Here is a 19,513-nt window from a genome sequence, read left to right as displayed (position 1 = left end):
TGCCGGCGCAGCCAGCTTGCCGGAGGTACGCGCTCGCTGCCTGCGTGCTTCGTATGCCTGGAGTGAGCTTGCCGAACGCGCACAAAACACAGAAGATGCGAGAACTAAAGCAGCACAGGACAAGATGCTGACAGTCACTCCCTCGTTGTGAGACTAATTTTTTTAGAAAATCTTAGATTGCTGGTCGTGTGCTGCGGGGTGGCTGGAACACTGGATGTATCCGCAACGGGGCGTGTGCCGTCAGCCCGGATTGCGCCCATTGTCGCCGGACAAGGGTTCAGTTCCGTTTCCCGGAGCGGTCATTCGTTCAGGATAGACTGGCATATCTGAAACGAGAAAAGCGGCCAGTCGGCTGACGCCAACTTAGCGGACGTGAAGTGCCACAGCGAAGAGGTGGGCAAGCTGCCGCTTCCCATCCCAGTCTGGCGGCGGATCACCGGAGCCATCCCAAGGAGCGGTTTGCCCCCAATCCTTTCGATAATCCCTCAAGCGAACCAACACTTCATCTGGTGAGCTTGCGTGGGCATCGTCCAAGCTTGGCTCCCAAAGGCATGCTTCGCAGATGAAAATCGGCAAGCCTTCGTCTTCTGTGTACCGTGGGATTTGAAGCTCGTTATCAAACCCACAGGCGGTGCAGAGCAGCCGACCGTTCTCATCCCATATGTTAAATTGTGTGAGTCCTGGCATTTAGCTATTCTAGCGTTTTACAATGCGGCGTCCACCAACGCTGATAGACCGCCAGTCCGCTTGCCACCCTGCTCGTTGCTCCGGATCGGCATTTGCATCGTCTGGCGGCGTAAAGGTGCCGGACGACTTCGAGGCAGCGCAGATTCGCAGCAGCAGCGGTTACGATGGGTGGATAAGCGTCAGGCAGGTATTAGCTGCGATTCTCATTAAGCGGACGTTAGCAGCCTACCAAGCTCTCCAGTTCATCTTTGCGAGCCACGGATCAATAGCGAGTTCGCCATCGTCATTATCGCTCCCGGGAACCATCATGATCCGTTTACCCGACGGGTGAGTAAGAAAAACTGGATTGTAGGAGCCTCCCTCGTGGCTATCCCAATATCGGTGGGTCTGCACGAGCAGGTAGCCTCTGTAGGGGCCGGTCCGCATCACACGCAAAGCCCAACCCGTACTAATTGACTTTATAACGTTCAGCTTAAGGTCGAATTGGTGAACGTAGCCCGAGTTCGGAGAGACGTCTGAAGTATTGAAATATACATAACCACCGTCCAATGAGAACAACGGATGCGAGAGATTGGCAAGGTTGCGACTGTAATCAGCGTTCCACCTCGATATAAGGAGGCGTCGCTGAGCATTATCCCTTGTTCTGTACAGAACAAGGGCCTGTGCGCCCGAACCATTCTCGTCACCTTTGCCATTCGGGATGACAGAAGCCGTATAAAGACCATCGGGTGATTTTGCTGTGTCCTGCGCATGTGCATTCGTTGCTAGCAGCACGGCAAGCGCGCCAAATGCCATCTTTCGCTTCACGCTGTTGCCTCCTTCAGCCGAAGTCAGCAATTGTCTCTGCCCCCGGTGTCCGCTTTCAAGATGTATCGATTTGGCCACGAACGGCAAGACGGGGCGTCTGCCGTCAGGCAGTTATAGTCACGCTCCCGCCCGGAAAGATGACAGGCAGCTATCCGCCTCGTCCGCCCCGTAAGCCGTCAGTCCAAAATCGGCCAATCTTCGGCGTCCAGAATTGGAAAGCGGATGAGGTGGATGGCTCCCGCTTACGGCATCTAAGTGCCAATTCAAGCTGCTCATATGGCTTGGCGGACACACTGCAGGCCCTGTGTTGCTCCCTGCTTACGGGTCAGTCAGGGTCACGGTCCTTTCATGCCATCAAATGATCTGCGCCGATGGCGTGCCATAGTAGCTCGACACGCGATCGGCATACGCCTGATTGAATTCGGGTGCGTTGTTTGCCCAACTGGGACCACCTTCCAGAACACGCCGATCGATAGTGACCACGTAGTCATCCGCCGGCGCGTCGTAGGCCAGCACACTGAAGGGCACGGGATAGAAGCTTTTGTTGAAGCCCAGAAAGCCGCCCAGGCTCAACACGGCAAAGTCCGACTGGCCCGAACGCTTGTCGACCATGAAGGATTTGATGTGGCCAAGGTTGTCGCCATCGCGCGACCGCACCTTCAATCCGGAAGTGTCCGCTTCAACGAGGGTCGGAGTTGCTGTGGCTGCATCCGCCATTTATCGTTCCTTTGCCGTTGCCGGTTAATCTTACATCCTCCTGCAGGATGATTGTCCCGATCAAACGCTTGGTGCTTCGCCACGTTCCGCGCTCATGCGACACGCTCAACCGCTAGGCGGCCAGACATCAGTTCAGCCTGCCCCCTGTTTGGGCTGCACTGAACGACGGCATCTGTTCTGACTTCGGCCGGAATTTCGGGAACCATGATTATGCCTGCCCGCTATGTCAGTGAGAGGAGATTTTCATGGCTACAAATCCAGAAATGCCGCCGCCCGACACCATCAATCCGCAATCGCCGATTGAGATGCCGCCAGACATGCCGCCTGCCGAGACCCCGTTCCAGGAGCCTCCGGAGATCGTGCCCGAAGTTCCTGATATCGATGAACCTGATGAGGGGCCGTCAGAGATGCCAGCGCCGGATCAGGATAGCCGGTAAGCAGCAGGCAGGCGCGGTCCGGTTGGTTTCGGGCGCGGAGTGGGGCTCGCCGGTGCTCCGCTACGGCCGGAAGTCTTCACAGTGCAACTTGCGGCAAATGGTCGGAGTGGTGCTAAACCCGATCTGCACTTGTACATTTGGCGCTTGTGGCCTGCAAAATGCGCACGGAAACGGTCAATGCCCGCACCACGAAAATTCCTCCGGCATGGTTTCGGCTGCTTGCGTCAAGCTTTCGTATTTGTTGCGCAAGCTGAGGTAATTGTCAGTGCAACCCTTCATGAGCCGCTATGGCCGAATTTGGGTCGCAGTACCGTGGCGCCGTCGCGCAGTTGATCGATGTGGTCCGACCAATGCTGCATCATGCGAACACGCTCGTCCCAGTATTGGCCGCGCGCATAGGCGCGGCGGATGGAATTGCCATCAGCGTGAGCGAGCTGGCGTTCGATCGCATCGGGATTCCAGCAGCCCATTTCGTTGAGCAGCGTCGCGGCCAGCGCCCGAAATCCGTGGCCGGTCATTTCGTCCTTGCCGTAGCCGAGGCGCCGGAGCGCGGCATTGATCGTGTTGTCCGACATCGGTCGGTCCACCGAGCGTAGGGAGGGGAAAAGAAAAGGGCTGTAGCCCGCATCGTGTTCGATCTCGCCAAGTATGGCGACGACCTGCCGGGTGAGGGGGACGGCGTGGGGGCGGCGCATCTTCATCTTGTGACCTGGGATCGTCCAGACGCGCTTGTGCAGGTCAAACTCGCTCCATTCCGCCCAGCGCAGTTCGCCGGGCCGCACGAAAACATGCGCCAGCAAACGCAGCGCCGTTCGCGTAAGCGGATTGCCGTCATATTCATCGATAGTCCGCAGCAAAGCCCCGGCTTCGATCGGCGTGGTGATTGCGGCCCGATGAGTCGTTCGAGGGGTGACAAGGGCGCCGCGAAGATCCGAGGCGATATCGCGCTCGGCTCTCGCCGTGGCAATCGCATATCGAAAGACCTGGCTGGACGCGGTCCGTGCCCGATTGGCGGTGTCGTAGCGTTTCGTGGCCTCGATCTTCTTCAAGGCCAGAAGCAACTCATGCGCCGATATTTCGCGGATGGGGCGCTTTCCGATCGCGGGATAGAGCTTCGCGAGCAGCCAGCGCGCCTTCTTGAGCGTCATGGCTGCGGCACCTTCGGCGGCTATCTTTTCAAGCCACTCGTTCGCCACCGCTTCGAAAGTGTGCGCCGCTGCGAGCATCTTCTCGATCTTTTCAAGCTTGGCATGCTCGACGGGATCGACCCCCTTGGCGAGAAGCCGCCGCGCATCGAGCAGTCGTTCTCGCGCCTCTCCCAGCAGCAGCTCTGGCCAACGCCCGAAGGTTATGGTTCTCTGTTTGCCTAGAAAGCGGTAATTCATTCGCCAGACGCGTAAGCCGCTGGGTTCGATCTGGAGGTAGAGCCCATCGCGGTCGCTGAGCTTGTAGGCCTTGTCTTTTGGCTTAGCACGCGACACCCAAGCTGCGGTGAGCCCGGACTTCTGCCGCTTTCCTTCCAACATGATGGTATCTCCCCATCGCTATGGCGGGGCGTACCATCAAATCTTCCATGATTGGGGTGAGATTTGGTGAAATGGCCCGAACCTGTCGGAGACATTTTACCACGTAAAAATGGCGAAAAACAGCGACTTATGCGATGCTCTCAGACCCTCTGAGAAGCAAAAATGGAGGCCCGAGCCGGAATCGAACCGGCGTGCACGGATTTGCAATCCGCTGCGTCACCACTCCGCCATCGGGCCGATCGCGTGGGAATGGCGCCACTAGCGGCTTCCGGCACAGGGCGCAATCCTGTTTCTGGCTTTATGCAGCACAAGTGTGAATCAGAGGGTGCGGCGCCGTGCGGTATTCAGGCAACCTGTTGGCAGGTAGAGGGTTTGGACAAGGGCTGAGCCTTCGCTTATGTTGTTGCCTGTCTGCGGGAATACCCGGCGCATGAAAGGAGCCTGCCGTCATGACCCTGATCCTTGGTGCGGTGATCGCGGGCGGTCTGTCGACCCGGTTCGGAAGCGACAAGGCGCTGGCGGTCTATGATGGCCACACCCTTCTTTCACGCGCGGTGGATACGCTGGCCGGGTGGTGCGAATATGTGGTGGTGGTCGGGCGTGAGACAGCGCCTGCGCCGACGTTGCCCGATTGGCCGCATGCGGGCATGGGGCCGCTTGGTGGATTGGCCGCCGCCCTGCGGCTGGCGCAGGATGAAGGCTATGGGGCGGTGCTCAGCAGCAGCGTCGATGCGCTGGGCATGCCGGAGGATCTGTTGGCGCGCCTTTCTCCCGGCCCTGCCTGCCTTGCCGCGAATCCGGTGATCGGTCTGTGGCCGGTGGAAACGTTGCCGGTGCTGGAAGAGATCCTGCATGGCGAAGGCACGCATTCGATGATGCGCTTCGCCGAGGCGGTTGGCGCTCGGATGGAGCGCCTTGCGCAGGCGCCCGCCAACATCAATACGCCCGCTGACCTCGCCCGCCTGCCCGACGCGGGCTGACAGACCGTTTGAAAAATGCCCGCGACGGCATTCTTGGGGTGACGCCGCAAAATTCGCTTTTCGCGAATTTTCAAACGGGCTCTGAGCGCCGGGCGGATGGCCCCGGTCAGAGGGCGTGCCGTTCCATCCCAGCGGATTGCGAGGCGAGAGGGCGGTATGCCGCAGGGCCTTCGCGCGCATCGAGAGCGAGCAGATAGCCGCCTTCGGGTGCAGTCGCGATGATGCTGGCCAGCCCCGCGTAGCCCAGCTTGCGGCGCAGGCGGGACATGTGGACGGCGATGCTGTTGGTCTCTGGCACGAAGCCCATGCGCCAGACGTCCTGAATCAGCGCCTGCTTGCTGACGACACTGCGCGGCTCGTCGGCCAGGCGCCAGAGCAGCGAGAATTCACGCGGATTGAGATCGAGCGAGCGCCCATCGGCAAAGGCTTCGCGATCGACGAGATCGAGATGCAGCGGGCCGACATTGCGGAAGCGCGGCACCCACGTTCCCAGGCAATCGATACGCTCTGCCCGCGCGCCGATTTCCTCCAGCGATGTGCCGGATTTCAGCGCTTCGCCATATCCCATGCGCAGGATGGCGGCGCAGTCGGCAGTGTCCGGCAAGCCGACGACGGCGATCCGGCGTCGCTGCGGCCTGGGGACAGACAGCAGCAGCGTGCCGAGAAAGCCTGCATCCTCGCCCTTGCCGTCCTCGCCCCTGCCGTCGAGCAGCATCGGACAGGCGATCTGGGACGCGCCATGCTCGAAATCGCTGCGCTGCCGGAAGCCCCAGCCGAGTTGCCTGAGGTCATATTCCGCGCTGATTTCCCCTGGACCGACCCACGCAAAAAAGCGCTGTCGACCGGCTGCCGTATGGCTGCCCATCTGTAATCCCCCGTTGTTGTCGCTTGCCATTTTGTAAGGGGCGGCAAGCCTCAGGAACAACACGGAGAAAATTACAGATGGGGCCTGTAATCGGCAGAATTGCTCAGGTTGCGGGCGTGTTCACGCCTTTCTTCTGCAGGAAGCGGCGAATGTTGCGCGCGGCCTGACGCAGGCGCTGCTCGTTCTCGACCATGGCGATTCGCACATAGCCTTCGCCGTCCTCACCATAGCCGACGCCCGGCGCGACCGCGACTTCGGCCTCGCTGAGCAGCTGCTTGGAGAATTCCAGGCTGCCCATTTCCTTGAGCGCAGGCGGCAGCGGCGCCCAGGCGAACATTGAGGCCTTGGGGCTGGGGATGTCCCATCCCGCCCGTCCGAACGCCTCGACCATCACGTCGCGACGCTTTTGATAGAGCAGGCGGTTCTTCTCGACGATATCCTGCGGGCCGTTCAGCGCGGCGCAGGCCGCCGCCTGGATCGGCGTGAAGGCGCCGTAATCGAGATACGACTTCACGCGGGTCAGCGCTGAGATGAGGTGCGGGTTGCCCACCGCAAACCCGATGCGCCAGCCTGCCATCGAGTACGTCTTCGACAGCGACGTGAATTCGACCGCGACATCCTTGGCGCCCGGCACTTCGAGGATCGAGCGGGTCGGGTTGCCGTCGTAATACAGCTCCGAATAGGCAAGGTCGGACAGGATCCACACCTTGTTCTCCTTCGCCCAGGCGACGAGGCGCTCGTAGAAGGCGAGGTCCACCGTCTCCGCGGTCGGGTTCGACGGGTAGTTGACGATGAGGATCGAGGGACGCGGCACGGTGAAGGCCATCGCTCGGTCGAGCGAGCGCCAGTAATTCTCGTCCGGCGTCGTCGGCACCGAGCGGATGGTCGCCCCGGCGATGATGAAGCCGAACGTGTGGATCGGATAGCTGGGGTTGGGCGCCAGCACCACGTCGCCGGGCGCGGTGATCGCGGTGGCGAGGCTGGCGAGGCCTTCCTTCGAGCCCATGGTCACGACGACCTCGCGCTCGGGGTCCAGCTCGACGCCGAAGCGGTTGGCATAATAGTTCGCCTGGGCGCGGCGCAGGCCGGGGATGCCCTTGGACTGCGAATAGCCGTGCGCGTCGGGCTTCTGGGCAACCTCGCACAGCTTGTCGAGCACGTGCTGGGGAGGGGGCAGATCGGGGTTGCCCATGCCGAGGTCGATGATGTCCCGTCCCGCCTGGCGGGCCGCGTGACGCATCGCATTGACTTCGGCGATCACGTAAGGCGGCAGACGCTTGATGCGGTAGAACTCTTCGGACATGGTCTCTTTCCTGATCTTGCGCGAAAATCGGCGCGAGCCTCCCATATCAGTCTTTCGCCCGCGCGAAAGTGGCGAGTTGCTTTCCGGGGCGATCGGTGGAGGCGACGAAGCGCTCTTTTGAGGACTCGACAGCGCTGCGCTTGCTCCCCACAACGACATGGTGAGAGGAAGGAGCCGCGCCTACGCCATGCCCACCGAATCCAATGCGATGCTTGCCGATATCGTCCGTGCGCAGACCGATACGTTCCAGGCCCTGCTGGGCACGACATCGGCGGTTGCGAGCGGGGGCGATGCGAAAGCGGCTGACGAGAATGCCGTGAACTGGGCCGGTGTCGTTGGCCGGATGCAGTCGCTCTGGCAGGACTATCAGATCGAGCAGTTGCAGAAGGTCGGAGGCGGCACGTCGCCGCTGGGCGATCCGGCGAAGTGGGCCGGCACGATCGAGACGGTGCTGCGCCAGTTGCCGCTCAGCGATCCCGATGTGCACAAGCACCTGTGGGAAGAAGGCATTTCCCTCGTGAACGCGGTGCTGGGCCAGTACGGCATGGGGCCGGACGCTGCCGAGCAGGTGCCCGAACTGCCGCTGTTGCCGCTGGGCGGGGACCGCCGCTTCGGGGATGCCGCATGGAGCAGCAAGCCGTTCTTTGCCGTCATCCATCAGCTCTATCTGCTGCTCTCGCAGCGGCTGGTGGCGATGGCCGAGGCCTCCGAGGGTGTCGATGCCAGCCGCAAGGCACAGCTGGTGTTCGCCGCGCGGGCTGTCGCCGACGCGCTCAGCCCCTCGAATTTTCCGCTGACCAATCCGCTGGCGATGGCGAAGGCGGCGGAGACGCAGGGCGAAAGCCTGGTGCGCGGGTTCGAGAACCTGATCGACGATCTGCGCAAGGGGCAGATCGTGCATTCCAGCCCCGGCGCCTTCACGCTGGGCGAGAATATCGCGGTGACGCCGGGCAAGGTGATCGCCGAGACGCCGCTCTACCAGCTGATCCAGTACACGCCGACCACCGACAAGGTGCTGGCGACGCCGCTGGTGATCTTCCCGCCGTGGATCAACCGCTTCTACATCCTCGACCTCAATGCGAAGAAAAGCTTCGTGCGCTGGGCGGTGGAGCAGGGGATCACCGTGTTCATGGTCTCGTGGAAGTCCGCCGATGCATCGATGGCCGATATGGTGTGGGACGATTACATCGCGGCGCAGATCGCCGTGATCGACCTTGTGCGCGAGCGGCTGAAGGTGCCCGCCGTCCACACCGTGGGCTATTGCGTCGCGGGCACGACGCTGGCCGCCACGCTGGCGATCCTTGCGAGGAAGGGCGAGGGCGACAAGGTGGCCAGCGCCACGTTCCTGACCGCGCAAGTGGACTTCGAGGAGGCGGGCGACCTCAAGAACTTCGTCGACGATGCGCAGATCGACGCCATCGGCAAGCTGTCGACCGACGGCTATCTCGACGGGCGCTATCTGGCCGCGACGTTCAATATCCTGCGCGGCAACGACCTGATCTGGTCGCATGTCGAGCGCAACTATCTCAAGGGCGAGGATCGCCCGGCCTTCGATCTGCTGCACTGGAACGGCGACGTCACCAATCTGCCCGCGCGCTGGCATCGCGACTATCTGCGCGATCTCTATCGCGATAACCGGCTGGTGGTGCCCGATTCCCTTCAGGCCGGGGGCGTGCCTATCGACCTACGGCGGATCACGACGCCCTGCTACATTCAGGCGGGGCGCGAGGATCATATCGCCCCGCCGCGCAGCGTGTGGAAGCTGACGCGCCATCTGGCAGGGCCGTGGACGTTCCTGCTGGCGGGATCGGGGCATATCGCGGGTGTCGTCAACCCGCCGAGCGCCAACAAGTACCAGTACTGGGTGAACGGCGCCCCTGTCGATTCGCTGGAGGCTTTCGTTAGCGGCGCGAGCGAGCACCGGGGCAGCTGGTGGCCGCACTGGGCCCAATGGATTGAGGCGCTCGATGGTACGAAATTGCCTGCCAAGGGCAAGCGGCGGCCCGGCGGTCGCGGCGACAAGGCGATCGAGGATGCGCCGGGGCGCTATGTGATGACGCGCTGATCGCGCTTTTCGGGCAGATCGGTAAACCGCTGAAATTCCCCATGGCAAAGGATTGTGTCGGACGCCTCGTGGCGGCGCCGGGCGCTAGTGTTTGAAGTAATTGTGTGCCCTTTCGCACAAACGGAATTGTCTCCCGGTTATGTCTGGATTGCGTCTGAAAATTCTCCGGATTTCTGCGTAAAATACGTATGCTGCACTGCAGCATGAGGAGCTTGACTTGGTGTGCTGCTCATCCTATTTTGCGTTGCAGCAATGGAGTGCCGAGTCCCCGGCCAGTTTGCCGAGGTCATGAAAGCGCATCGCTCGATACGCGTCGGCACGCAGGCTTTTTGGGAAGGTGGCAATGGCCGGACAGGACGACGCGAAAAGCAAGACGACGCCGAAGAAGGCATCTGTAGCCACCATCAAGCCCCAGCCCAAACCCAAGCCGATTGCCAAACCCGCTGCGAAGAAGGCGCCCGTCAAGACGGCTCCGCTCAAGCAGGCGGTTTCCAAGCCGACAGCTGCGAAGCCGCAAGCCGCGCCGAAAGCCTCCAAGCCACCTATACCGGCAAAGTCGGTCACGCCGACTGTGGCCAAGGCGGCCGAAGTCGCAGCCCCGCCCAAACCGGCAGCTGCTCCGGTAGCGGTGGCCGAGCCGGTTCCTGCCGCCAAGGCGGGCGAACCGGTAAAGCTGGAGCCGGCAAAGCTCGAAGTGCCGAAGACGCCCGAAGCGCCCAAGCCTGCCCCGGCAGCCAAGGCCGCTCCGGCGCCCAAGCCGACGAAAACCGAACTCGCGGTCGCCAAGACACCGATTGCAGAGACGGCATCCAAGACCGTCACACCACCCGCAGCGTTCGCAGGACTTTTTACCAACTTCATTCTCGAGGACAGCACGATGGACATGAATGTCAATATCAAGGATGCCATGAGCGACGCCCAGACCAAGGCCAAGGCGGCCTTCGAAAAGGGCACCGAGGTTCTCGGCGAAGTCAGCGACTTCACCAAGGGCAACGTCGAGGCCGTGATCGAATCGGGCAAGATCTTCGCTGAAGGCATGCAGGGCATGGGGTCTTCGCTGGTCTCGGAAAGCCGCGCTTCGTTCGAAGCCATGACCGGTGACATCAAGGAGCTTGCCGCCGCCAAGTCGCCGACCGACTTCTTCAAGCTGCAGGGCGACATGATGCGCAAAAACTTCGACAGCGCCGTCGCTACCGGCTCGAAGAACAGCGAAGCCATGCTCAAGCTGATGAGCGATGTGATGGCGCCGATTTCGGGCCGTTTCAGCCTGGCCATGGAAAAGGTCCGCACGGCGGCCTGATGGCTGGTCCGGCCGGTCATGCGGGCGGTTTTCGCTCGCGTCCGGTCGTGCTCGTGAGATAATATTGGGCGGGGCATCTTGTCGTGAGGTGTCCCGCTACGATATTCTGGGCACCATGCGATCCATGACAGTTTCCCCCCGTCCGGCCGTCTTGCGGCCTGTGAGCGCCGATCCCGCAGGACTTGCGAGGATCGCCCTCGCGCCTCGTGCTGCCGATGATGGCGGCGATCGCGATGGCGGGACCGATGCGGGAGACGAACTGGGCGTCGCCACCAAGACCCGTGCCCGGCCCAAGAAGCCGAGCCAGTTCAAGGTCTTGATGCTGAATGACGATTACACGCCGATGGAATTCGTCGTGCTGGTGCTCAAGCGCTTCTTCCACATGGATCTGGAAGCCGCGACGCGGGTGATGCTGCACGTCCACCAGCGCGGGGTCGGCGTCTGCGGGATTTTCCCTTACGAGATCGCCGAAACCAAGGTGAATCAGGTGATGGACTTCGCGCGTCAGAACCAGCACCCGCTTCAGTGCACGCTGGAAAAGGCCTGACGCAGCCCCCACATGACGGTCGCGCGATTGTAGCGACATCGGGCGCCCGGTATTTGCGCTATTGACGGGTATCGGCGCTGTTTATCTGCCGATGTCGATGGGCTTCGGGAACGCGGAAGAAGGACAGGGGGTTGTTGAGGCCATGCTGACAGGATCGTCCACCGCCATTCCCACGGAACTGCTCGTTCTCGCCTGGGGCTGCGTGCTGCTGGTGTTCAACATCCTGCTCGCGGGTCAGTTGCGCACGCGCCAGTACGGCGTGGACTGGAACATGGGACCGCGTGACGAAACCTCCGGCCTGCCCGCATTGCCGCCGCGCACCGGGCGGGTGATCCGGGCACAGGCGAACCTTCAGGAAACCTTCCCGGTGGCCGTCGCCGCGCTGCTGGGCGTGGTGCTGGCGGGGCGGACCGGCACGGTCTCGCACATCGGCGCCTGGGTCTGGCTGGCTGCGCGCGTGGCCTATCTTCCGGTCTACTGGGCAGGGATCAAGGGGCTGCGCTCGCTCCTTTACATCGTCAGCATGGTGGGCCTGCTGATGGTCCTGTGGCCGCTGCTGTGGGGTTAAGCGTGCATCCCGAACCGATAAACGGCTTTCGCCCGGCGCGCCTTGCGGTTAAGGGGTCTGGTTCAGGCATACGCGAAAAGCATCCGTGAAATTCATCACCGCCATAGATCGATACATCCTGCGCCTCACGCTGATGCCCATGTTCGGCATCTTCCTGCTGGCGGCATCGCTGCTGATGCTCGACAAGATGCTCAAGCTGTTCGACTTCGTGGCGACGGAGGGCGGGCCGGTCGGCGTGGTCTTCAAGATGCTCGCCAACCTGATGCCCGAATATGCCAGCCTCGCGATTCCGCTGGGGCTGATGATCGGCATCCTGCTGGCCTTCCGCAAGCTGGCGACCTCCAGCGAGCTGGACGTGATGCGAGCGGTGGGCCTCAGCTATACCCGCCTGCTGCGCATGCCCTACATCATCACGCTGGTGCTGGTGGGCGTGAACCTCGCCAATGTCGGCTATCTGCAGCCGCTGGCGCGCTATTACTACGAAGAGCTGAACTACGAGCTGAAGTCCGGTGCGCTGGGCGCCTCGATCAAGGTGGGCGAGTTCACCACGCTGAAGGACCGCATCGCGCTGCGGATCGAACAGAGCCAGGACGATGGCCGCAAGCTGCTGGGCATCTTCGTGCGCGTGGCCGACGCCAAGGGTCAGGTGCTGTCGATCTCGGCCAGGCAGGGGCGCTTCCTCGCCTTCCGCGGCTCGCCCGATACCATCGTGCTGCGGCTCGACAACGGGCGGATGGTGCAGGACATTCCCGGCCATAACTCGCGCGTGCTGACCTTCACGCAGCACGATCTGCCGATCGACCTTCCGGCGGTGGAGAAGTTCCGCCAGCGCGGCGGCGCCGATCGCGAATATCTGCTGCCCGAGCTGATGCACCTTGGCTGGAACAAGGACCGCCCCAAGGCCGAGCGTATCGCCAGCCAGGCGAACTTCAACTATCGCATGGTCGAAGTGGTGATGATGCTGCTGCTGCCGCTCTTGGCGGTGGCGCTGGCGATCCCGCCCAAGCGATCGACGTCTGCGCTGGGCCTGTTCGTCTCGATCGTGATGATCGTGGCCTATCACAAGATCAACGAGTACGCGAGCGACGTGGCCTCGCTCGGCAAGATCAGCCCGGTCTTCGGACTGTGGGGGCCGTTCGCGCTGTTCGCCGCGCTGATCGTGTGGATGTACTGGCGCGTGGCCTATGTGCCCGGCGGTCAGGCGATCGGCTGGCTGGAGCGGATTGCCGCGATCGTCGGCAAGCGCATCCGCTCGCTGCTGCGCCGCCGCCGCAAGAGCGGGCCTCTCCTTCCCGTGCCTGCTGCGGACAAGACCTGATGCAGTTCGATTTCTTCCCTTCGCGCACGCTCACCCTCTATCTGGCCAAGCTGTTCGCCACGCGCATTCTGGCGGTGCTGATCATGCTGGTTCTGGTGCTGCAGGTGCTCGACCTTCTGGGCGAGAGTGGCGACATTCTGGCCTATCACGGCAACGGGCAGGCGCAGTTGATGTACTACGTCACCTTGCGCGTGCCGCAGCTGATCTCGCGCTTCCTGCCCTATTCGGTGCTGCTGGCGACGATCATCACGCTGATGACGCTGAACCAGAACAGCGAGGTGATCTCGATGCGCGCGGCGGGGCTGTCCGCGCATCAGGTGCTCGCGCCGCTGCTGCTGACCTCGCTGGTGATCTCGGGGCTGAGCTTCGTGTTCAACGAGCGGGTGGTGACGCGTTCGTTTGCCACGCTCGATGCCTGGCAGGCGGTGAAGTACGGCCCGGTGCCCAAGGACACGGGGCTGCGCACCAACGTCTACCTCGCCGACGGGCGCGACATCCTTTATGCCGCGCAGGCGTCCGGCCCCGGCAACACGATGACGCTGACCAATGTCACGTTCTACGTTCGCGATGCCAATGGCGCGATCCTGAGCGAGACCCGCGCGCCCACCGCGACATATGCCAATCCCGGCTGGCGTCTGGTCAAGCCGCGCCACTTCGACGTGGCGGACACCACCAGCACCAAGCCGATCTCGGACCTCGTGGCGCCGGGGATCACGCCTGACAAGGTGCGGATGACCTCGATCGATTCGGACGGGCAGAACATCTTCGAGCTGAGCCGTTCGATCGAGGCGATGCGCGCCGCCGGGCGCCGCACCAGCGAGCTTGAGGCGGCGTGGTGGCACAAGATTTCCGGCCCGCTGGCCGCGCTGCTGATGCCGCTGCTGGGCGCGGTCGCCGCGTTCGGACTGGCCCGTTCGGGGCAGTTGCTGATCCGTGCGGTGATCGGCATGGCGCTGGGCTTTGCCTATTTCGTGCTCGACAATGCGGCGCTGGCGATGGGCAACTTCGGCGGCTATCCGCCGCTGGTCGCGGCATGGGCGCCCTTCGTGCTGTTCCTGCTGGTCGGCGAGACGGTGCTGGTGCGGACCGAGGAATAATACCGCTTCCGCCAGTTACGAGCCCAAACGAAAAGGGGCCGCGATCGCCATGATCGCGGCCCCTTTTCGTTTGGGCTGGTGAGGCCGACAACCTTCAGCGGAAACCTCAGCGGCGGCCCATCGTGCTGGCGACGAGGCGGCTCATCAGCGGCATCAGGCCGGGGTAGTTGGCCTTGGTGTAGGTCGATCCCGGCGCAAGGTTCGCGGCCAGGCGGCGGTGCGCCTCGCCCAGCGAATGGTAGGGCAGGCTGGGCAGCAGGTGGTGCAGCGCGTGGTAACGCAGGCCGACCGGCGCCCACAGGCCTGCCATCACGCCCGGCGGCGGCACGTTCACCGAATCGAGGTACTGCTCGGTCACGCTCATCTGCTCGCCCTCGTTCTCCCACAGGTGCGCGACGAGCGTGCGGACCTGATTGAGCAGGGCGACGGCAGCGACGATGGCGACGGCGATTATCAGCGGACGCCAGCCCCAGGCAAGGCTCGCGGCGATCAGCGCGATCGACCAGACCGAGACGCCCACTTCCTGCCAGAACACCATGCGCGCGAACTCGCCCTCGGGCGCCTTGCGACGGAAGCCGGGGTTGATCGAAAGCGAGGAGGCGCGCTCCCACACCAGACGGCGCACCGGCGGGATCACCGCGCCCAGCGGCACGAGGATCGCCCCGCGTACGATCAGCGCGGCAGGCAGCAGCAGCGAGGTGAGTGCGAAGACCGGCAGCGACCACGGCTTCATCAGCGCCAGCGGCAGGTACTCCGGGTCTTCGGATGTGCCGTAGCGCACGCGCGAGTGGTGCAGCGAATGCACGCCCTCATACATGTACGAGGGGATCAGCATCGGCACGCCGACCAAGAGGTTCCAGGCAAAGCGGAAGCCGGGCAGGGCATCGCGGTGGTAGTGCGTCAGTTCGTGGATGAACAGCAGCGCGCGGTAGAGCGTCAGCACCGAGACCAGCGCGCAGGCCAGCGCCACCCACGGCGAACTGGCCAGGATCGCGCCTGCCAGCGTCGCATAGCCGACGGCGGCATTGGCCAGCATGTCGGGCCAGTAGATCGCGGGGCGTGCCTTGGCGATGTCGCGCGTCAGTTCGGCGGCGGCGCGCATCATCGCCTTGTCCTCGGGGCCATTCTTGCGAATCGCCGCACGGCCGGCACGCGCGGCCTCATCCGCGGCCACATCTCTTGCGGTCGCGGGCGCATTGGGCCTGTCGAGGATATCCTGTTCGATCATCGTACTACTTCCAAAGTGAACCTTTTTCGCGTCGCCGGCCGGGTATGTTGCTGTGCAGTGTTAACCGCGCTTGACAACATGAGGCGAGTCCACGCAGGTCGCATCCATTCTTCTTCCCTACATCGGAACAAAGGCAGGATCGTGGCCAACGCCGAACTAGTCATCGCACCCGTTTCCAGCAAGGCCGATCGTGCTGCCTTCGTGGACTTCGCCTATCGCCACAATGCGCCAGATCAAAACTGGGTCGCGAACCTGCGCATGGAGGAGATCGAGAAGTTCACGCCGGGCAAGAACCCGTTCTTCGACCATGCCCGCGTCCAGCTGTTCTTAGCACGTCGCGGCGGCAAGATCGTCGGGCGTATCTCTGCCCACATCGATGAACTGGCGCTGACCCAGCCGGTCGAGCAGGGCATGGGGCCGGGCACCGGCAACTGGGGCGCGATCGAGGCCGAGGACGAAGCCGTCGCCAAGGCGCTGATCGCCACGGCCGAGGACTGGCTGCGCAAGGAAGGCATGACCCGCGTGCTGGCGCCGATGAACCTCTCGGTCTGGGAAGAGCCGGGCATTCAGGTGAAGGGCTTCGATCATCCCCGATGGTGATGATGGCGCACCACCAGCCGGCCTATCAGGGCTGGATCGAGGGTTCGGGCTATGCCGTCGCCAAGACGCTCTACACCTATGAACTGGACATCACGAAGCAGTTCCCCCCGCTGATCCAGCGCATCGTCTCTTCGGGTGAGAAGAACGCCAAGATCCGCGTGCGCAACTGCGATCCCAAGCGCTTCGACGAGGAAGCGGCGATCCTGTGCGACATTCTCAACGATGCCTGGGCGGACAACTGGGGCTTCGTGCCCTTCACGCCCGAGGAAATCGCCCATACCGGCAAGAAGCTCAAGCCGCTCGTCCATCCCGAACTGATCCAGTTCGCCGAGTACGAGGGCGAGCCGGTGGCCTTCATGATGACGCTGCCCGATCTCAACCAGATCCAGATGCGCGTGAACGGCCGCACCGGCAAGCCGAGCATTCTGGGCTGGATCAAGCTGGCGCTGTGGCTGCGCAAGCCCAAGCCTGCCGACATGCGCGTGCCGCTGATGGGCGTGCGCAAGAAGCTGCAGTCCTCGCGCCTCGCCAGCCAGCTGGCCTTCATGATGATCGAGTACATCCGCCGCGCCGCCGTAGATAAGTTCGGCGGCAAGCGCGGCGAGATCGGCTGGGTTCTGGAAGACAACCAGGGCATGGTCGCCATCGCCGACGCCATCGACAGCCACGTAAACCGCGAATACGCGATCTACGAAAAGGCGCTGTAAGGCTTTCCCTGTTCGTCCGTCATTTCCGCACCTTTTCTTTCGTCATTCCCGCGCAGGCGGGAATCCAGTCAGCGCATTGCGTTCCGCGCTGGATCCCCGCCTTCGCGGGGATGACGAAGGAGAGGGGGGACACCAAGAAGAGACACCATGGCCCGCAAACATCGCAAGAACGGCGGCTGGGACGAGCCCGAGATCGACACCGAGGAAGAGGCGCCGCCGCCCGTCCCGTGCTGGCTGTGCGGGCGTCCTACCGGCGAGACCATCGTGTGGCATCACCCGATCCCCAAGAGCCGGGGCGGGCGCGATACCGTGCCGATGCACCCGATCTGCCAGCAGATGCTGATCACCACCTTCACCAACTCCGAACTCCAGCGCAACGGCATGGACGTCGACGGCCTGCTGCTGAACCCCGACGTGCGCAAGTTCGTCGACTGGGTGGCGAAGAAGGAGCCCGACTTCAACGCCCCGATCGCGAAGAAGAAACGCTGAGGCGCTGGGAAGGGTTCATAAACGCCGCTCAGCCTGAGCTTGTCAAAGGCGGCGCGTCAGGCCTGCCTCACAAAGTAACGCTAAGGCGTCAGATAGAGCTAGGGGGCGCCCTGACCAACCCTCACCGCGCGGCCTTCGACAGGCTCAGGCTGAGCGGGTATGGGGAAGGGCGGGATAGAGAAGGTCGAGCGGAACGGCCCCCTTAATGTTACTGCCCCCGGTCGTGCTCGGAGCAGGGGCGGCGGGTACGGTGGTTTCCGTTGTCGTCGCATCGTCGTCGCCCTGGTCCTGACCGGGGGCGTCGTCCTCGTCGGGAGCGTCGGCTTCGTCCTGTGCGTCCTGTTCGACCTGCGCGTGGCTGGCGGCGCTGCGCGTGGCCGCTTCGGGATCGAGCAGGTCGGGCTGCGAGGTGACGGTGTCGTAGGGCAGCATGTCGTCGCTGGCCGAGCGAGGCAGCAGTTCGCCGCCTGCTGCGGTGGCGTTCTTGTCATCCTTCTTGGCGCTGTTGCAGCCCGAAAGCGCAATACCGAGCACCAGTGCGCCCGAAGCGAGCCAGAGCGAGGCGCGGGCCATCAGGCGGTCTCCCCCGATTTGGCAGGTGGCGGGCAGGGGCTTTCCAGCTTGGCAAGGAACGCCTCGGCATGGGCGATCAGTGCGGCATCCCATGTGTGCATGTCGACCGCCTTGCCGAGCTTTTCGAGGCTGGTGACGCCGAATTCCTCGATGCCGCAGGGCACGATGCCGGTGAAGTGCGACAGGTCCGGGCGGATGTTCACCGAGAAGCCGTGCATCGTCACCCACTTGCGGATACGCACGCCGATCGCGCCGATCTTCGCCTCGCGTCCGTCGATGTCGTTGGTCCAGATGCCGATGCGGCCTTCGGAGCGGAAGGTGTCCACGCCGAAATTGGCCAGCGTGTCGATCACCCAGCCTTCCAGAGCATGGACGAAGCCGCGCGCGTCGCGGGCGCGGCGCTTGAGGTCGAGCAGGACGTAGCCGATGCGCTGGCCGGGGCCGTGATAGGTATAGCGCCCACCGCGCCCGGCCTCGACCACCTCGAAGCGCGGGTCGAGCAGTTCGTCCGCCGCCGCGCTGGTGCCGGCGGTGTAGACCGGGGGATGTTCCAGCAGCCAGATCAGTTCGCGCGCCTCTCCCGCCGCGATCGCGGCATTGCGTGCGGCCATCTCTTCCAGCGCCTCGCGATAGGGCACCGGCTGCGTGCTCACGCGCAGTTCGATATCGCCCGGCAGAGTGTCGGGAAGAAGACCAGGAGGGGCGACGGAGTCGGCTTGCGCGAAAACAGGACTTGTCATGCCGCGTTGCGTGGCGTCATTGGCAGCGCATAGCAAGAGGGTTTAAGGGGGCTGCCCCCGGAACCCGGCCGTTGGAGCCCATGATGAAATTCGACAGTAACCGCGCCTGGCAGGACAGCGTTGCGGCGGTACGCGCCAACCGCGAGGTGCTTTTTGCCGTGGCGGGGGTGTTTTTCCTGCTGCCCTCGCTGCTCGCAGGCGTGCTGCTGACCGGCCTGGAAACGCAGATCTACACCAATTTCGAGAACAAGACGCTGGTGAACCAACTGGTGATGGACAACATCGGCACGCTGTTCGGCGTCGGCCTCGGCAGTGTGGTGATGCAGCTGATCGGCTATTTCGCGCTGGCACGGCTGCTGGCCGACCGCGCGCGTCCCACCGTCGGCACGGTGATCGCCTCGGCGATCCGCGCGCTGCCCACGCTGATCGCGACGATGGTGATCGCGCTGGCGGCGACGATGGCGGTGCTGGTGCTGCCCGCCGCGCTGTTCGCGCCGCTGGGCGGGGCCGGTGCTGCTCTGGGTGCAGTGGTGTCGTTGTTCGGGATCGCGCTGCTGATCCATGCCGCGGTGCGCGTTTCGCTGCTGGTGCCGGTGGTGGTCAATGACGGACTGCTCAACCCGGTCCATGCCCTGCGCCGTTCGTGGCAGCTGACCCGGCGCCATGCGCTGCGCCTGTTCGGCTTCTTCTGCCTGCTGATGCTGGCCTATCTGATCATCGGCATGGTGGTGAACATGGCGCTGATCACGCCGGTCCTTCTGCTGGCGGGCGAGGGCAATCTGCCGACCCTGTGGGCGGCGCTGGTCTCCGGGTTGTTCAATGCCGTGGCGAGCGTCGTGACGGTGGCCGTGCTGGTGGCGATCCACCGCCAGCTGAGCAGCGACAGCGCTGCACCGGGCCGTCCTTTCGAGTGAACGAGGAATGCATCGGATACGAAAAAGGGGGCTTGAAGGCCCCCT

The 19,513-nt window shown here is 63.3% G+C and carries 18 protein-coding genes, 1 tRNA gene and 1 pseudogene; 11 read left to right on the top strand and 9 right to left on the bottom strand.

Translation table 11 applies throughout. The features are described 5' to 3' along the window. Positions 1–912: 912 nt before the first annotated feature. Both CI805_RS14175 and CI805_RS14170 read right to left on the bottom strand, forming a co-directional pair. Complete coding sequence (locus CI805_RS14175; RefSeq protein WP_260924601.1) at positions 913–1,494, bottom strand: hypothetical protein; 582 nt, start codon at positions 1,492–1,494, stop codon at positions 913–915. A 354-nt stretch (positions 1,495–1,848) separates the two neighbouring features. Beyond that, positions 1,849–2,211: a PRC-barrel domain-containing protein gene (locus CI805_RS14170; RefSeq protein ID WP_260924599.1), complete on the bottom strand. Its 363-nt coding sequence runs from the start codon at positions 2,209–2,211 to the stop codon at positions 1,849–1,851. Between the two features lie 263 nt (positions 2,212–2,474). Between CI805_RS14170 and CI805_RS14165 the strand changes: the two genes are divergently transcribed. Further along, positions 2,475–2,648: a hypothetical protein gene (locus CI805_RS14165; RefSeq protein ID WP_409934906.1), complete on the top strand. Its 174-nt coding sequence runs from the start codon at positions 2,475–2,477 to the stop codon at positions 2,646–2,648. 275 nt (positions 2,649–2,923) lie between these two features. On the opposite strand, the gene CI805_RS14160 is transcribed toward CI805_RS14165, so the two are convergent. Both CI805_RS14160 and CI805_RS14155 read right to left on the bottom strand, forming a co-directional pair. Further along, a complete protein-coding gene (locus CI805_RS14160) occupies positions 2,924–4,174 on the bottom strand; it encodes a tyrosine-type recombinase/integrase (RefSeq protein ID WP_260924596.1) in 1,251 nt (416 codons plus the stop codon). Positions 4,175–4,337: 163 nt separating this feature from the next. Continuing rightward, a tRNA-Cys gene (locus CI805_RS14155) sits at positions 4,338–4,411 on the bottom strand. Between the two features lie 212 nt (positions 4,412–4,623). Here CI805_RS14155 and CI805_RS14150 point away from each other — a divergent pair. Continuing rightward, positions 4,624–5,154, top strand: a complete 531-nt coding sequence (locus CI805_RS14150; RefSeq protein WP_313958505.1) for a molybdenum cofactor guanylyltransferase — start codon at positions 4,624–4,626, stop codon at positions 5,152–5,154. Positions 5,155–5,260: 106 nt separating this feature from the next. On the opposite strand, the gene CI805_RS14145 is transcribed toward CI805_RS14150, so the two are convergent. Then, a complete protein-coding gene (locus CI805_RS14145; protein ID WP_260924588.1) occupies positions 5,261–6,049 on the bottom strand; it encodes a winged helix-turn-helix domain-containing protein in 789 nt (262 codons plus the stop codon). Between the two features lie 73 nt (positions 6,050–6,122). Then, entirely contained in the window at positions 6,123–7,322 is a 1,200-nt protein-coding gene (locus CI805_RS14140) for an LL-diaminopimelate aminotransferase (RefSeq protein ID WP_260924587.1), read from the bottom strand. Between the two features lie 187 nt (positions 7,323–7,509). On the opposite strand from CI805_RS14140, the gene CI805_RS14135 reads away from it, so the two are divergent. The 6 genes from CI805_RS14135 (at position 7,510) to lptG (ending at position 14,217) form a co-directional block, all read left to right on the top strand. Next, complete coding sequence (locus tag CI805_RS14135; protein ID WP_260924585.1) at positions 7,510–9,387, top strand: PHA/PHB synthase family protein; 1,878 nt, start codon at positions 7,510–7,512, stop codon at positions 9,385–9,387. 343 nt (positions 9,388–9,730) lie between these two features. Next, complete coding sequence (locus CI805_RS14130) at positions 9,731–10,687, top strand: phasin family protein (protein ID WP_260924583.1); 957 nt, start codon at positions 9,731–9,733, stop codon at positions 10,685–10,687. A 160-nt stretch (positions 10,688–10,847) separates the two neighbouring features. Continuing rightward, on the top strand, positions 10,848–11,234 hold the full coding sequence (gene clpS, locus CI805_RS14125) for an ATP-dependent Clp protease adapter ClpS (protein ID WP_409934905.1): 387 nt from the start codon (positions 10,848–10,850) through the stop codon (positions 11,232–11,234). A gap of 142 nt (positions 11,235–11,376) precedes the next feature. Continuing rightward, positions 11,377–11,802: an MAPEG family protein gene (locus CI805_RS14120; RefSeq protein ID WP_260924573.1), complete on the top strand. Its 426-nt coding sequence runs from the start codon at positions 11,377–11,379 to the stop codon at positions 11,800–11,802. An 85-nt stretch (positions 11,803–11,887) separates the two neighbouring features. Continuing rightward, on the top strand, positions 11,888–13,120 hold the full coding sequence (gene lptF, locus CI805_RS14115) for an LPS export ABC transporter permease LptF (protein WP_260924571.1): 1,233 nt from the start codon (positions 11,888–11,890) through the stop codon (positions 13,118–13,120). After that, complete coding sequence (lptG, locus tag CI805_RS14110) at positions 13,120–14,217, top strand: LPS export ABC transporter permease LptG (protein WP_260924569.1); 1,098 nt, start codon at positions 13,120–13,122, stop codon at positions 14,215–14,217. The genes lptF and lptG overlap by 1 nt, the downstream gene beginning before the upstream one ends. Positions 14,218–14,323: 106 nt before the next feature. Here lptG and CI805_RS14105 read toward each other — a convergent pair whose 3' ends face one another. Further along, positions 14,324–15,445, bottom strand: a complete 1,122-nt coding sequence (locus tag CI805_RS14105; protein WP_260924565.1) for a fatty acid desaturase family protein — start codon at positions 15,443–15,445, stop codon at positions 14,324–14,326. 141 nt (positions 15,446–15,586) lie between these two features. Here CI805_RS14105 and CI805_RS14100 point away from each other — a divergent pair. Further along, positions 15,587–16,752 (top strand): annotated as a pseudogene (locus CI805_RS14100) (N-acetyltransferase). A 147-nt stretch (positions 16,753–16,899) separates the two neighbouring features. Continuing rightward, positions 16,900–17,241, top strand: coding sequence for a hypothetical protein (locus CI805_RS14095; protein WP_260924563.1), 342 nt, complete (start codon positions 16,900–16,902; stop codon positions 17,239–17,241). 144 nt (positions 17,242–17,385) lie between these two features. On the opposite strand, the gene CI805_RS14090 is transcribed toward CI805_RS14095, so the two are convergent. After that, positions 17,386–17,814, bottom strand: coding sequence for a hypothetical protein (locus CI805_RS14090; RefSeq protein ID WP_260924561.1), 429 nt, complete (start codon positions 17,812–17,814; stop codon positions 17,386–17,388). Beyond that, a complete protein-coding gene (lipB, locus tag CI805_RS14085) occupies positions 17,814–18,554 on the bottom strand; it encodes a lipoyl(octanoyl) transferase LipB (RefSeq protein WP_260924559.1) in 741 nt (246 codons plus the stop codon). The genes CI805_RS14090 and lipB overlap by 1 nt, the downstream gene beginning before the upstream one ends. An 83-nt stretch (positions 18,555–18,637) precedes the next feature. On the opposite strand from lipB, the gene CI805_RS14080 reads away from it, so the two are divergent. Beyond that, positions 18,638–19,468: a lipoyltransferase gene (locus tag CI805_RS14080; protein WP_260924557.1), complete on the top strand. Its 831-nt coding sequence runs from the start codon at positions 18,638–18,640 to the stop codon at positions 19,466–19,468. Positions 19,469–19,513 lie beyond the last annotated feature (45 nt).

It is taken from the genome of Novosphingobium sp. 9, assembly GCF_025340265.1.
Taxonomy (GTDB): domain Bacteria; phylum Pseudomonadota; class Alphaproteobacteria; order Sphingomonadales; family Sphingomonadaceae; genus Novosphingobium.
Note: the sequence above shows the minus strand (reverse complement) of the source record. Positions and strands in the feature narration are given on the sequence as shown.